Origin of the sequence: Rossellomorea sp. DA94 (assembly GCF_029834455.1) — a bacterium.
Lineage (GTDB): Bacteria > Bacillota > Bacilli > Bacillales > Bacillaceae_B > Rossellomorea > Rossellomorea vietnamensis.
On the sequence record NZ_CP122397.1, the window covers coordinates 1,900,745 to 1,914,885 of the forward strand.

At 44.3% G+C, this 14,141-nt stretch carries 15 protein-coding genes; all 15 read left to right on the plus strand.

The window, feature by feature from the left end; genetic code table 11:
- The first annotated feature begins 11 nt into the window (after positions 1 to 11).
- Positions 12 to 3,578, plus strand: coding sequence for a chromosome segregation protein SMC (gene smc, locus P8596_RS09900; RefSeq protein WP_279726731.1), 3,567 nt, complete (start codon positions 12 to 14; stop codon positions 3,576 to 3,578).
- Between the two features lie 16 nt (positions 3,579 to 3,594).
- Complete coding sequence (gene ftsY / locus P8596_RS09905) at positions 3,595 to 4,581, plus strand: signal recognition particle-docking protein FtsY (RefSeq protein WP_159361863.1); 987 nt, start codon at positions 3,595 to 3,597, stop codon at positions 4,579 to 4,581.
- A gap of 177 nt (positions 4,582 to 4,758) precedes the next feature.
- Positions 4,759 to 5,070 carry a putative DNA-binding protein gene (locus P8596_RS09910; protein WP_371928757.1) on the plus strand — a complete coding sequence of 104 codons (312 nt, stop codon included), beginning with the start codon at positions 4,759 to 4,761 and terminating at the stop codon, positions 5,068 to 5,070.
- A gap of 12 nt (positions 5,071 to 5,082) precedes the next feature.
- Positions 5,083 to 6,426 carry a signal recognition particle protein gene (gene ffh, locus P8596_RS09915; protein ID WP_224520282.1) on the plus strand — a complete coding sequence of 448 codons (1,344 nt, stop codon included), beginning with the start codon at positions 5,083 to 5,085 and terminating at the stop codon, positions 6,424 to 6,426.
- A gap of 118 nt (positions 6,427 to 6,544) precedes the next feature.
- Positions 6,545 to 6,817 (plus strand): 30S ribosomal protein S16, encoded by a 273-nt coding sequence (gene rpsP / locus P8596_RS09920; RefSeq protein ID WP_034755689.1) that lies wholly within the window; start codon positions 6,545 to 6,547, stop codon positions 6,815 to 6,817.
- 12 nt (positions 6,818 to 6,829) lie between these two features.
- Positions 6,830 to 7,063, plus strand: a complete 234-nt coding sequence (locus P8596_RS09925; RefSeq protein ID WP_034755686.1) for a KH domain-containing protein — start codon at positions 6,830 to 6,832, stop codon at positions 7,061 to 7,063.
- 231 nt (positions 7,064 to 7,294) lie between these two features.
- Positions 7,295 to 7,681, plus strand: a complete 387-nt coding sequence (locus P8596_RS09930; protein WP_224520281.1) for a YlqD family protein — start codon at positions 7,295 to 7,297, stop codon at positions 7,679 to 7,681.
- A gap of 17 nt (positions 7,682 to 7,698) precedes the next feature.
- Entirely contained in the window at positions 7,699 to 8,214 is a 516-nt protein-coding gene (rimM, locus tag P8596_RS09935) for a ribosome maturation factor RimM (protein WP_224520280.1), read from the plus strand.
- Positions 8,214 to 8,948: a tRNA (guanosine(37)-N1)-methyltransferase TrmD gene (gene trmD / locus P8596_RS09940; protein WP_279726984.1), complete on the plus strand. Its 735-nt coding sequence runs from the start codon at positions 8,214 to 8,216 to the stop codon at positions 8,946 to 8,948. The genes rimM and trmD overlap by 1 nt, the downstream gene beginning before the upstream one ends.
- Positions 8,949 to 9,084: 136 nt before the next feature.
- A complete protein-coding gene (gene rplS, locus P8596_RS09945; RefSeq protein WP_032088854.1) occupies positions 9,085 to 9,429 on the plus strand; it encodes a 50S ribosomal protein L19 in 345 nt (114 codons plus the stop codon).
- A 175-nt stretch (positions 9,430 to 9,604) separates the two neighbouring features.
- Positions 9,605 to 10,144 (plus strand): signal peptidase I, encoded by a 540-nt coding sequence (gene lepB / locus P8596_RS09950; RefSeq protein ID WP_034755663.1) that lies wholly within the window; start codon positions 9,605 to 9,607, stop codon positions 10,142 to 10,144.
- Positions 10,145 to 10,171: 27 nt separating this feature from the next.
- Complete coding sequence (gene ylqF, locus P8596_RS09955; protein WP_279726732.1) at positions 10,172 to 11,038, plus strand: ribosome biogenesis GTPase YlqF; 867 nt, start codon at positions 10,172 to 10,174, stop codon at positions 11,036 to 11,038.
- A 90-nt stretch (positions 11,039 to 11,128) separates the two neighbouring features.
- Positions 11,129 to 11,911, plus strand: coding sequence for a ribonuclease HII (locus tag P8596_RS09960; protein ID WP_279726733.1), 783 nt, complete (start codon positions 11,129 to 11,131; stop codon positions 11,909 to 11,911).
- Between the two features lie 50 nt (positions 11,912 to 11,961).
- The gene (locus P8596_RS09965) at positions 11,962 to 13,707 is read left to right on the plus strand and encodes a TP0910 N-terminal domain-containing protein (RefSeq protein ID WP_279726734.1); all 1,746 of its coding nucleotides are present in this window, start codon (positions 11,962 to 11,964) and stop codon (positions 13,705 to 13,707) included.
- Positions 13,704 to 13,985: an EscU/YscU/HrcU family type III secretion system export apparatus switch protein gene (locus tag P8596_RS09970; protein WP_224520275.1), complete on the plus strand. Its 282-nt coding sequence runs from the start codon at positions 13,704 to 13,706 to the stop codon at positions 13,983 to 13,985. Before P8596_RS09965 ends, P8596_RS09970 begins: the two co-directional genes overlap by 4 nt.
- Positions 13,986 to 14,141: the final 156 nt, after the last annotated feature.

Here is a 14,141-nt window from a genome sequence, read left to right on the forward strand (position 1 = left end):
GGGGAAAGAAGATGTTCCTCAAACAACTAGAAGTAATGGGGTTTAAATCTTTTGCAGAAAGAATATCCGTGGAGTTTGTCCCGGGTGTCACGGCTGTTGTTGGACCAAATGGCAGCGGAAAAAGCAATATTATAGACGCAATCAGGTGGGTGCTTGGTGAACAATCAGCAAAAAGCCTGCGCGGGTCGAAAATGGAAGACGTCATTTTTGCCGGAAGCGATTCAAGGAAAGCCCTCAATATAGCGGAAGTGACCCTTGTCTTGGACAACGAAGACGGCGCACTGCCCATCGATTATAGTGAGGTCAGTGTCACAAGGAGAGTCTACCGTTCGGGAGATAGTGAATATCTACTGAATAAACAGCCGTGCAGGTTGAAGGATATCATTGAACTGTTTATGGATTCAGGGTTAGGAAAAGAAGCTTTCTCGATTATCAGTCAGGGCAAAGTGGAAGAAATCCTGAACAGTAAGCCGGAAGAAAGAAGAACCATCTTCGAAGAGGCTGCCGGGGTATTGAAGTATAAATCACGGAAGAAAAAAGCTGAAAATAAGCTATTTGAAACACAAGAAAATCTTAATCGTGTCAATGACATCCTTCATGAATTGGAAGGACAGGTAGAACCCCTGAAGCTCCAAGCTTCCATGGCCCGTGATTATCTGGAGAAGAAAGAGGAGCTGGAGAAGTTCGAAGTCGCCTTGACTGTGTATGATATTGAGGACTTACATAAGCAGTGGGAGAAGCTGAGCGGAGAATTCGAACAGCATGGACAGGAAGAATTGGTCCTTTCCTCCCGCATTCAGAAGAAAGAAGCCGTCCTGACACAAACAAGGGATAAAATTGCCGCTCTCGATGAGTCGATTTCAAACTTACAGGAAGTGCTCCTATCTACAAGTGAAGAATTAGAGAAACTTGAGGGCAGGAAGCAAGTACTGGTTGAGCGGAAGAAAAATTCGTCCACCAATGAATCACAGTTGAAGCAATCGATTGAAGAAGCTGAAAATCAAATCGAACGTTTAGTTTCTGAAAAAGAAAAAGCAAACCGCGACTTCAAGAGGATCGATTCTGAAGTGTCCGGTTTAAAAGAACTCCTTGTCACGAAGCAGAATCAATTCAAGCACTATAACGAAAATATTGAAGATGTGATTGAATCGTTTAAAAGTGATTACATTGAAAAGCTCAATCAACAGGCCTCTGCAAAAAATGAGATTCAGTATCTCAAACAGCAGCTGGAACAGCAGTCCAGTCGCAGCGGTCGATTAGAAGCGGAAAATGAAAAGTATGTTTCTCAACGTGAAGAACTACACTTGCGTCACAGGGAACGATCGAAAGAACTTCAAGGACAAAAAGAACAGATCGATGAGCACATCTTCTTGTATCGTGAGGAACAAAAGAAGCTTGAATCCGTGAAATCCAAGTATGAAAAGCAGGAGAAGACGCTTTATCAGGCGTTCCAATTCCTGCAACAAGCGAAGTCCAGGAAAGAGATGCTCGAAGAAATGGAAGAAGACTATTCAGGTTTCTTCCAGGGGGTAAAAGAAGTCCTGAAGGAGCGGTCGGGTCAATTAACCGGTATTCAAGGGGCGGTAGCGGAGCTAATAACGGTTCCTAAATCATATGAAACGGCTATGGAAACGGCTCTTGCTGCTTCGATGCAGCATATCGTAGTCGATACAGAAGAAGATGGACGTAAAGCCATTGCCTTTTTGAAGAAACATCAATATGGCCGTGCCACGTTCCTGCCGATGAACGTAATCAAAGGGAAATCCATACCTGAAAGCCAAAAGAATATGCTGAAAGGACATCCTTCCTTTGTAGGCGTGGGAGCTGATCTATTGCATTTTGATGATCGCTTTCAATTGGTGATTTCAAGCCTTGTGGGAAATGTCATCATCACAAAGGATCTAAAGGGTGCAAATGAAATTGCAAAGCTTGTTCAATATCGCTATCGATTGGTTACGCTGGATGGAGATGTTGTCAATCCCGGGGGATCCATGTCCGGGGGTACGGTGAAACAGAAGAAAAATTCCCTTCTATCAAGAAAAGGGGAGCTGGAAGAGATGAAAGAAAAGCTTTCCAGTATGGAAGTTCAGACAGCACAGCTTCAATCCCAAGTAAAATCTCTTAAAGAAGAAAGCAGTTTTCGCGAGAAGAAACTGGAAGAATTGAGAGTGAAGGGGGAGAGATTGCGTCTCAAAGAACAGGAACTTCTCTCCCAACTTCGTGAAATTGAACTTTCCCAGCAGAACCTGGATGAAAGACTGTCCCTGTATGACCTGGAGAAAAAGGATTTTACCTCAATCAAAGAAAAGCATGATTCCAGAACAAAAGAATTGGAAGCTTCTCTCAGGAAGATAGGGGAAGAGGTTACTCAGCTTGATCAAAAGATCAATGAGCTGACTCTACAGAAAAATAGTGAACGGACGTCCAAAGACGCTTTGTTGAATGAAATCAGTGACATTAAAGCGAATCTTGCCGCACGGAATGAACAGTTGGTGAACAGCCGACAGCAACTGAACCGGGTGCAGGATACGATGGCTGAGACAAACAGGCGAAAGATAAGTCTCCAGGAAGACCTGGAATGGTTGCAGACAGAAATGAAGGATAACTTCTCGGGTGAAGAGCAGCTTGGAATAAAAGCAGACGAGTGTGCCGTGCAAAAGGAAGAAACGTCCAAGTTGATTGCTGTCCGCAGGGACGAGCGCTCCAAGCTTCAGCAGATTGTCGATGATGAGGAGATGGAGTTAAAAGAATTGAAGCGTCTTCATAAAGGTTTGGTCGGTGCTCTCCGGGATGAGGAAGTGAAAATCAATCGTCTTGATGTAGAACTTGAGAACCGTCTTGATCATTTACGGGATGAATACATGCTTTCATTTGAAGCGGCAAAAGAGGACTACCCCCTCTCCATCGAGGTGGAAGAGGCAAGGAAAAAAGTGAAACTTGTGAAATTAGCACTGGAAGAGCTCGGGACCGTCAATCTGGGTGCGATCGATGAATATGAACGAGTGAAGGAAAGATACGAATTCTTGGTTGATCAGAAGAATGATCTGACGGAAGCGAAGGACACTCTGTACCTGGTCATTAATGAAATGGATACCGAAATGATCAAACGTTTCGATCAAACCTTCACGAGTATTCAAGAGGAATTTGAAGGTGTATTCAAAGCCTTGTTCGGCGGTGGAAGAGCAGAGTTGAAGCTGACCGATCCGTCTGATCTGCTTCATACTGGTGTGGATATCGTAGCCCAGCCGCCCGGGAAGAAGCTGCAGAACCTGGGGCTTATGTCAGGTGGGGAACGGGCTTTGACGGCCATTGCCCTACTGTTTTCCATTTTGAAGATCCGCCCTGTCCCATTCTGTATACTGGATGAAGTGGAAGCGGCCCTGGACGAAGCGAATGTGCAGAGATTCAGTCAATATTTAAAGAAATTCAGTGATGAAACACAATTCATTGTCATCACCCACCGTAAAGGTACCATGGAAGAAGCCCATGTATTGTACGGGGTTACGATGCAGGAATCCGGAGTGTCTAAACTGGTATCAGTAAGGCTACAGGAAACAAAGGAACTACTTGAAACTTAAATAAGGGTGTGGAAAAGTGAGTTTTTTTAAGAAGCTTAAAGATAAATTTACGCAGTCCAGTGATAATGTCACTGAGAAATTTAAAGATGGGTTGAGTAAAACAAGAAACAACTTCACGTCAAAGGTGAATGACCTGGTGGCCAGATACCGTAAAGTCGATGAAGAATTCTTTGAAGAGCTGGAAGAAATCCTGATCGGAGCGGATGTCGGATTTGATACCGTCATGGAGCTCATTGATGAACTTAAACTTGAAGTGAAGCGAAAGAATATTCAAGATACGGAAGATGTCCAATCCGTCATTTCAGAGAAGCTTGTTGAGATCTACCAGGGCGATCGCGAAGAGGACAGTACCCTGAATATCCAAAACGATCAACTGACGGTATTGCTATTTGTCGGTGTGAACGGGGTAGGGAAGACGACCACCATCGGGAAAATGGCTCATATGTTCAAGGAACAGGGCAAAAATGTGGTTCTTGCTGCAGGGGATACGTTCCGTGCAGGAGCCATCGAGCAGCTTGAAGTATGGGGTGAACGTGTCGGGGTCCCGGTCATTAAGCAGGCGGCGGGAAGCGATCCTGCGGCTGTGATGTTCGATGCCGTCCAATCTGCCAAAGCGAAAAAGGCGGACATACTCATTTGTGATACGGCAGGAAGATTGCAAAACAAAGTGAATTTGATGAAAGAGCTTGAAAAGGTGAAACGGGTCATTGAACGAGAAATTCCAGGAGCCCCTCACGAAGTATTACTCGTTCTTGATGCCACCACAGGTCAAAATGCCATGGTGCAGGCGAAAACCTTTAAAGAAGCCACAAACGTCTCAGGTATCGTCCTGACGAAGCTTGATGGGACCGCTAAAGGCGGAATCGTGCTCGCCATCCGGAACGAGCTCGAAATCCCCGTGAAATATGTGGGTCTGGGAGAAAAAATGGATGACCTCCAACCGTTCGATGCAGAAAAGTATGTATATGGTTTATTCTCAACCCTCGTTGATGAAGAAGAATAGATCATGATCCACAAGAGAGCCTGCCAGACTATTCGTTTAGTCTGGCAGGCTGCTCTACTTTTCTCTATGAAAAATCCGCTACTAACCTTGACAATCGCCCGTAAACACTGTATTCTTCATATGTAAAGGTTTTTCACTTAACAAGGAGGGATATCCGTGCTGGAGAAAACGACCAGAATGAATTATCTCTACGATTTTTATCAATCTTTGTTAACTCCCAAGCAGAGAAGCTATATGTCCCTCTATTATCTGGATGATTTCTCTTTAGGTGAAATCGCTGAGGAATATAATGTCAGCCGTCAGGCAGTGTACGATAACATCAAGCGGACAGAGGCCATGATCGAGGAGTACGAAGAAAAACTTTTATTATTTAAGAAATTTCAAGAACGCAACGAGATTCTTGATCAACTCAGACAAAAAATAGAAGAGCCATCAATCGATTCTTCTCATTGTTTAAAACTCATTGATGATCTTGAAATATTGGATTAGGAGGCGGCATGAATGGCATTTGAAGGATTAGCCGACCGACTGCAAGGTACAATACAAAAAATCCGCGGAAAAGGAAAGATCTCAGAAGCGGATGTTAAAGAAATGATGCGTGAAGTTCGTCTTGCTCTTTTAGAAGCAGACGTTAATTTTAAAGTGGTGAAGCAATTCGTCAAGAAAGTAAGTGAACGGGCTGTCGGACAAGAAGTCATGAAGAGCCTTACACCGGGTCAACAGGTCATTAAAGTTGTTCAGGAAGAGCTTACGAACTTGATGGGTGGCGAACAAAGTCAGATTGCCGTCGCTAAACGTCCACCGACTGTCATTATGATGGTAGGTTTACAAGGTGCAGGTAAAACGACGACCACTGGTAAGCTTGCGAACCTGCTTCGAAAGAAACATAACCGCAAACCGCTGTTGGCGGCGGCTGATATTTACCGTCCCGCTGCCATTAAACAGCTGGAAACGATCGGAAAGCAATTAAGCCTTCCCGTGTTTTCACTTGGGGATCAGGTAAGCCCGGTTGAAATTGCGAAAAAAGCAATCGAAAAGGCAAAAGAAGAACATCACGATTATGTTCTGATTGATACGGCAGGTCGACTTCACATTGATGAAAACCTGATGGGAGAACTGAAGGAAATCAAAGAACTCTCCAATCCGGACGAGATTTTCCTCGTGGTGGATGCCATGACCGGTCAAGATGCAGTAAATGTTGCTCAAAGCTTCGATGATGCTCTTGGCATTTCGGGTGTTGTCCTGACAAAACTCGACGGTGACACCCGGGGTGGTGCAGCGTTATCCATCCGTTCCGTCACTGAAAAGCCTATTAAATTTGTAGGTATGGGTGAGAAAATGGATGCCTTGGAAGCCTTCCATCCTGAGCGTATGGCATCACGGATCCTTGGTATGGGAGATGTGTTATCTCTCATTGAAAAGGCTCAGGCCAACGTGGATGAAGAGAAGGCCAAAGAATTGGAACAAAAAATGCGCACCATGTCTTTCACCTTTGATGATTTCCTTGATCAACTAGGTCAAGTGAGGCAGATGGGGCCATTGGACGAGCTTCTCAAAATGATGCCTGGAGCAAACAAGATGAAGGGTCTGGATAAGATTCAAGTCGATGACAAGCAGATCAGTCACGTAGAGGCCATCATCCAATCCATGACAGGTGATGAAAAAACCCACCCGGAAACAATCAATGCTTCTCGTCGTAAACGGATTGCAAAAGGGAGCGGTACATCCATTCAAGAGGTGAACCGTCTTCTGAAACAATTCGAGGACATGAAGAAAATGATGAAACAGATGAGTGGGATGCAAGGAAAAGGCAAGAAAAAAGGGATGAAATTCCCATTTATGTAAGCAATCCGTTCGGTTTTTCGAAAGAAAAATTGAACTGTTAAGAAAAAACACTTTACAAACAAAATACACATTTGATATTATACTAACTTGTGTGAAACTATTCGGAGGTGCTTTAATTATGGCAGTAAAAATCAGATTAAAACGTATGGGAGCAAAAAAATCTCCTTTCTATCGTATCGTAGTTGCAGATTCTCGTTCACCACGTGATGGACGTCAAATCGAAACAGTTGGAACTTACAACCCGGTTGCTAAACCAGCTGAAGTGAAAATCGATGAAGAGTTAGCTCTTAAATGGTTATCAAATGGTGCTAAGCCATCTGACACAGTTCGTAACCTATTCTCAAACCAAGGCATTATGGAAAAATTCCACAATGCTAAAAACAGCAAGTAATCGATTAGATCGATGAAAGATCTTATTCTAACGATTGTGAAACCCTTGGTTGACCATCCGGACTCTGTCCGCGTCGATTTGGATGAAGGAACGAACGGGTTAACTTATAAGTTATCTGTTCACCCCGAGGATATGGGTAAGGTCATTGGGAAACAGGGGCGAGTAGCTAAATCGATTCGAACTGTGGTATACGCTGCAGCAGGATCTTCACAACAGAAGAAAATTTTCTTAGAGATAGTGGAGTAAGAAAGCTTCCTTAAGCTCATTACAACAAGCTCTAAGAATCAGGGGACTGACCCACAAAGGTTACTACTTAGCCTTAAGACGTCAGTCCCCTTTTTCATAGGGTTGACCGCCGTGTAATGGTATACTATCGTCAGAAGGGTTCTGAAAGCCCCATACAAGCCGTTTCTCCCCTAAGAACACCCTTAAGACCATGACATCAGTGAGGGGTGAATAAAAGGAGGAGGAAAGACGTTGAACGTGATACATACGATAACCATAAAACAAGTCCTCACAAAAAAGAGTAAGGACCTGTTAATGAAACGCTATGAAAATCAAAAGTTTCATCTAAAAAAGGAAAGTGATCAGCTCCAGTTCGAAATGAAAAAGATTGAACGCGGCAAGAAATACCCCACTCATAAATTAAATCAGCATTTTGAAAGAGAATTGAATGAACGGGCAGAAAAAATCAAGCTGTTGGATTTTCAAATGGAACAGCTGAATATCCTCCCGATCGGCAGCGAGCTAAAGGAAAAGGAAGTCCAGGGTATGATGGAGATTCAAGTTGGTGACAATTGGGAGGAAGAAACCCTTTCAAAGACGATTGTCATAGAAGACGGCATAGTGAAAGAAATACGTTAATGCAAGAGGTGAATGCGATGGAAAAGTGGTTTAATGTAGGTAAGATTGTCAACACTCATGGAGTGAAAGGGGAAGTGAAGGTCGTTTCGACGACAGATTTCCCCGAAGAGCGTTATCAGAAAGGGAACACTCTTTATTTGTTCCGGAATGGCCAGGAACCCCTCGGTCTCGTGATCAAATCTCACAGAAACCATAAAAGTTTTGATTTACTTACGTTTGAAGGGTATGAAAATATCAATGATGTCGAGAAGTTTAAAGAAGGCATCCTGAAGGTGCAGGAAGACCAGTTACAGGAACTGGACGAAGGAGAATACTATCTCCATGAAATCGTCGGCTGTAGGGTAGTGACGACTGCAGGAGAAGAGCTGGGTACCGTCAAGGAGATTTTAAGTCCGGGTGCGAATGACGTATGGGTAGTGAAGGGTGAGCGAGGGAAAGAGTACCTCATCCCCTACATAGAGGATATCGTGAAAATGGTTGATATTGAAGATCAGCTTATTACCATTGAGCCGATGGAAGGTCTCTTGTCATGATGAGAATTGACGTCCTCTCTTTATTCCCTGGTATGTTCGAAGGGATCTTTGGTGATTCCATCTTAAAAAAGGCCACTGAGAAAGCAGCCGTTACGTATAATGTGATTAACTTCCGTGAGTACGCTGATAACAAACATAATCAAGTGGATGATTACCCTTACGGCGGGGGGGCTGGAATGGTGTTGAAGCCTCAGCCCATATTCGATGCAGTCGATGCCTTGAAAAAAGAAGAGGAATCTACGCCGCGGGTCATCCTCATGTGCCCACAGGGAGAACGATATACCCAGCAAAAGGCTGAGGAACTGTCGAAAGAAGATCACCTCGTGTTTATTTGCGGTCATTATGAAGGATATGATGAACGAATCAGAGAGCACGTGGTAACCGACGAAATCTCCATTGGTGACTATGTGTTGACCGGTGGGGAACTCGGTGCGATGGTAGTCATAGATAGTGTTGTCCGTCTGCTTCCGGGAGTCCTTGGGAATGAGGATTCCCCCATACTGGATTCGTTCTCTTCAGGTCTCTTAGAGCATCCTCATTACACCCGACCTTCCGATTTCAGAGGGATGAAGGTACCTGGAGAGCTGATTTCTGGAAACCATCGTCTGATTGATGAATGGAGAGAGAAAGAGAGCCTGAGAAGGACCTATGAGAGAAGACCGGATCTATTAGAGAGTTATCCCCTCACAGATCGACAGAAGGCGTGGATAGAGGAATGGAGAAACTCTAAATAGGCTATTGCATCCTGAATGCCTGTATGATATTATATTCTTTGTGGCTTGAGGAGTTAATTCCTGAAGTCATGGATCCCGATGTTCCGCTGCAATCAATCGCTTTTGTAAGAGCATCTGTTGGAAGGAGTTGAATAAGATGCACAAATTAATCGAAGATATTACGAAAGAACAACTTCGCTCTGATCTACCATCTTTCCGTCCTGGTGATACAGTACGTGTACACGTTAACATCGTTGAGGGTACTCGTGAACGTATTCAGGTATACGAAGGAGTAGTAATCAAACGCCGTGGTGGCGGTATCAGCGAAACATTTACTGTTCGTAAAATTTCTTACGGTGTAGGTGTTGAGCGTACTTTCCCAGTACACACACCTAAAATCGCTAAATTAGAAGTTATTCGTCGCGGTAAAGTCCGTCGTGCGAAACTTTACTACCTACGTAATCTACGTGGTAAAGCGGCTCGTATTAAAGAAATTCGATAAGAACGTAAGAAAAGGAGCTTGGAGACAAGCTCCTTTTCCTTTTTCTAAAACCCTTCGTTCAAGGGAAAGAAAAGAGAATATCGACTATTTTCGGGAAACCACCAATTTTTAATGAGAATTAGAAGAATTTCTAGTAGAATAGAAAAAGATAGAAAAAATCATGGGTGGTGGAGATGTGGTTAAAGAAAAAAACGAGTGGTGGGAATGGATGAAGGCCCTGTTAATCGCAGTTGGATTAGCAGCTATCATCAGATTCTTTTTATTTGCCCCCATCGTAGTTGACGGATTATCAATGATGCCTACTTTACATAATGGTGACCGAATGATTGTAAGTAAACTGGGGGAGCCTGAGCGCTTCGATATCGTCGTTTTCCATGCCCCTGAGCAAAAGGATTATATCAAACGGGTCATCGGCCTGCCGGGGGATAAAGTAGAGTATAAAAATGATACATTATATATAAATGGAAAAGCCTATACTGAACCATATCTCAAGGAATACAAAGATCAATTGGACGGCGGTGTCTTAACCGAAGATTTCTCATTAAAGGATATAACCGGTGAAGAAAGAGTACCGGATGGAGAAATTTTTGTTATGGGGGATAACCGTCGATTCAGTAAAGATAGCCGTCATATCGGGACGGTCTCGACCGATGAGGTAATCGGGGACACGAAAGTGATCTATTGGCCTGTTAAAGATTTCGGTTTGGTGAAATAATAGAAAAAAGTGTTTGGAGGTGGTCATATGACGATACAATGGTTTCCAGGGCATATGGCTAAAGCTCGTAGACAAGTTACTGAGAAATTAAAACTTGTAGACATAGTGATTGAATTAGTAGATGCAAGAATACCGTTATCATCGAGAAATCCGATGATTGAAGAAATCATCGGTCAAAAGCCGCGACTCGTCTTATTAAATAAGGCAGACATGGCAGACGCAAACAGGACCAATCAGTGGATTGCCTACTTTAAAGAGCAGGGGATCACCGCACTTGCGGTCAATGCACAAGCCGGCAAAGGTCTTCAAGTCATCGTGCAGGCTGCTAAAGAGATCCTGAAAGATAAATTCGATCGCATGAAGTCCAGGGGAATGAGACCCCGGGCGATCAGGGCAATGATCGTGGGAATTCCAAACGTGGGTAAATCCACCTTGATCAACAGGTTGGCGAAGAAGAACATCGCCAAAACAGGAAATACTCCTGGTGTGACGAAAGCCCAGCAATGGATCAAGGCCGGTAAAGAGCTTGAACTGCTCGACACCCCCGGCATTTTATGGCCGAAGTTCGAGGATCCCAAAGTAGGCTATAAACTTGCATTGACGGGAGCAATCAAAGATACCATCCTGAATTTGCAGGACATTGCCGTATATGGCCTTCGTTTTCTTGCAGAGCATTATCCAGAGCGATTAGAGGAGCGTTACGGCCTCGAAGGGATATCTGAAGAGGTAGTGGATAGCTTTGATAAGATCGGGGCTAAAAGAGGCTGTCTGATGGCGGGTGGAGAAGTCAATTATGACAAGACTTCTGAAATCATCGTCAGGGATATACGCAATGTTCAGTTAGGACCCATGACATTTGATTTTATTGGTGAAGCTGAAACAGATAGTGAATAATGGCAGAGGCTGTATAAAGGGAATGGATCTCTTTGACACAGCCTCTTTATTTTTGTGCGGGATATCCGATATAGATGAGGAGGAACATACGTGACGAAAGTACATAGAACGATCAGTGAAATCAAACAATTGATCGGGACACTGAAAGAGTCTGATCCGATTTTGGAAGAATTGAAACTGGACGAGAGAAAAGGTGTTCAGAAACTGCTGCTTCAGATCGAAAGGGAACGAAAGAAACAGGCTAAGGAGAAAAAGGAGTTTCAAGACCTCACACGATATGAGCAGGAGCTGCGTCTTCAAGGGTTTACCCGTATCGCCGGGATAGACGAAGTGGGAAGGGGACCTCTTGCAGGGCCGGTCGTAACGGCGGCCGTCATCCTTCCCCAAGACTTCTACCTGGCAGGATTGAATGACAGCAAGAAACTTTCAGAAGGTAAAAGAGAAGAGTATTATGAATACATCCAACATCATGCGATTTCAATTGGACTTGGAATGGTCCACGCGGAGGAGATCGATTCCATCAATATTTATCAAGCAACGAAAAAAGCGATGAATGAAGCAATCGTAAAGCTACCGGTTCAGCCTGATTACTTATTGATCGACGCAATGAAGATTGTATCGCCGTATCCGAGTCAGTCAATCATCAAAGGGGATTCGAAAAGCATATCCATTGCGGCAGCTTCCATTATCGCAAAGGTTACGAGAGACAGGATGATGAAGGAATATGCGGAAAAATATCCCGGCTATGCTTTCGAGAAAAATGCAGGGTATGGGACAAGAGACCATTTAAATGGGCTTGAGCAATTAGGAGTGACTCCACTTCACCGGAAAAGCTTCGCACCGGTAAAGGAGCTTCTGCAGACAAAGGGATAAGCGTTTTTAACAAATTGTAGGATGAATACCATGGGACAGGGGATGAGAGAATGACCCACATTCACGGTACAGCAAGGAATCAGACACTGTCCTCCCTTGGTGGAAAACCATTTTCGGTCCAGGGAGGAAGGATTATCTATATAAAGGTACATAAGTTGATGGGTGACGATCTGGCAGAAGTTTCTGCAAACGGCCAGCGGTTCTTGGCAAAGCTTGAATCTCCTTTGAAAGAAGGAGAGCGTCAATGGGTGGAAGTGAAGCAGACAGAGACAGGAATCAGCCTCAAATTGATCCCGTCTCCTAAAAGCCATGGTGAGGGTATGGCTTCTAAGCTCCTGAATCATCTATCCGTTTCGGGCGATGAAAAAGAAATGACTTCTTTGGTCAAGGAGCTTGTGAAGGATAAGATACCGATCCATAAAGAGATGCTGGCGCTTGCAGGGAAGCATGTGACAGGGAAAGATGCACCTCTTCATTCAAAGATCATCGTGGAAATGGCTAAGAGAAACATGCCATTTACAGACCGGGTATTCCTTTCGATGAAAGCCGGGGAAAAGGGTGATTTTATTTCCATGCTTGATACTCTTTCTTCAAGGTTAAAAGAAGTGGGAGGAGATGGAGGCACTCTTCAAATGATTCAAAGGCTTCAGGAACCGTTGAGAAGAAATATAGCTGAAAATCTTCTCATCAAAGCCTTGACGGGTTTAGCGGATTCCTCCCAGACCTACGCTACCCGTTTGGGACACTTCGATGTATTGAAGTCCCTTGGATTCATCCCGGGTGAAACGGTCATGAATCAATGGAAGGAAGGATTATCGGGTATGTTCCTTGATAGGGTGATATCAGATATGGAGGTCGAGCTGCCGTCATCTGAAGGGCTTCGAAGCGGTCGTAGCCAGGCTTCAGGATCCGGCCAAGAATCCACAAAGCAAGCTTCCTCCCTTGTGCATAAATGGATGAACGTCCTTACAGGCTCACAAACCCGCCTGGAGGGAATCGAAGAGGAGACGCCTGAAGCAGCGGCGAGACAGCTCATCGAATTAGCAGGGAAAGAAAGGCTAGTGGAAGTGAACGTTAGCAGGCTTGAACAGATATGGGGGAAAGGTGCCCCTTCCTCCAATCAGGCAAAAATCTTTCAGATGCTTCACCACCAGACGGTATCGGACCTGACGGAACAAATTCAGGGAGATGAATTGGTCAAAGTGTTAAAAAGGGTGATCGGTGACTTTGGAATCAACTATGAAGCTCAGGTCCATAAAGGATATGACGTCCAGGGCCAGACACTGAAGGAGCATCTTATCGGGCTAAGCCAGAACCATCCGGCGTCGGACATTCGCCAATTAGCCGATGACATTGTTCTGAGAATGAACCATCAAGTGCTGCATTCCCAGGATCCATCCCCTCTCCTAACAATCGTGCAACAGTTTCCAATGTACCTGTTTGGACGAAACACGGATATCACCTTACAATGGACAGGAAAAGAGAAAGAAAAGGGAGTCATTGACGGTGACTATTGTAGAGTTTTATTTTACCTGAATATGAAGGAAATGGATGAAACCCTGATCGATATGCAGGTTCAGCACCGTGTCATTTCACTTACCGTTTGGAATGACCATCCAGCAGCAGAAGCGCTGTCCCAGCCTCTCATTCCTGATTTGAAACAGGCCCTCGAGAAATTGGACTATCAGTTATCCGCCGTAAAGGTGAAGAAACCCGATAAACACGAAAGCCTCTCAGAAAGAATCTTAGGGGATGAGTTCAATCAGACATTTTCCGGAGTTGATGTTAGGATATGAAAAGCCGGCACGAGAGAAAAGAAGCGATCGCTCTGGGTTATAATCAGCAGGACGGGTCGGCCCCGAAAGTCGTGGCAAAAGGAAAAGGGATGATCGCTGAAAACATCCTGTCAAAAGCGGGGGAGCATGGAGTGCCTGTTCAAGAGGATAAGAGTCTTTTATCCCTGCTCGGCAACCTGGATATCGGTGAATCCATCCCGGAGGAATTATACGGGGCCGTGGCGGAAGTGTTTGCGTTTATCTACCGTTTGGACAGAGACATATCCAGGAAAGAATAACCGGATGCAAGTCACCGTGAAGATGAAGGCTGCTAGATTTATTAGGTGAAATATATTTTTTGAGTATAATAATTTATGTGCGTTTCTCCTAGTGAAAATGGCTTGATATGGATGGATTCTATCAAAATATGTTCAGAATTTTTAAATTAATATAAT

Coding starts and splice junctions, on each gene's coding strand:
- smc (WP_279726731.1), top strand. CDS start 12: ATGTTCCTCAAACAACTAGAAGTAATGGGGTTTAAATCTTTTGCAGAA.
- P8596_RS09910 (WP_371928757.1), top strand. CDS start 4,759: ATGAATTATCTCTACGATTTTTATCAATCTTTGTTAACTCCCAAGCAG.
- ffh (WP_224520282.1), top strand. CDS start 5,083: ATGGCATTTGAAGGATTAGCCGACCGACTGCAAGGTACAATACAAAAA.
- rpsP (WP_034755689.1), top strand. CDS start 6,545: ATGGCAGTAAAAATCAGATTAAAACGTATGGGAGCAAAAAAATCTCCT.
- P8596_RS09925 (WP_034755686.1), top strand. CDS start 6,830: ATGAAAGATCTTATTCTAACGATTGTGAAACCCTTGGTTGACCATCCG.
- rimM (WP_224520280.1), top strand. CDS start 7,699: ATGGAAAAGTGGTTTAATGTAGGTAAGATTGTCAACACTCATGGAGTG.
- trmD (WP_279726984.1), top strand. CDS start 8,214: ATGAGAATTGACGTCCTCTCTTTATTCCCTGGTATGTTCGAAGGGATC.
- rplS (WP_032088854.1), top strand. CDS start 9,085: ATGCACAAATTAATCGAAGATATTACGAAAGAACAACTTCGCTCTGAT.
- ylqF (WP_279726732.1), top strand. CDS start 10,172: ATGACGATACAATGGTTTCCAGGGCATATGGCTAAAGCTCGTAGACAA.
- P8596_RS09965 (WP_279726734.1), top strand. CDS start 11,962: ATGACCCACATTCACGGTACAGCAAGGAATCAGACACTGTCCTCCCTT.
- P8596_RS09970 (WP_224520275.1), top strand. CDS start 13,704: ATGAAAAGCCGGCACGAGAGAAAAGAAGCGATCGCTCTGGGTTATAAT.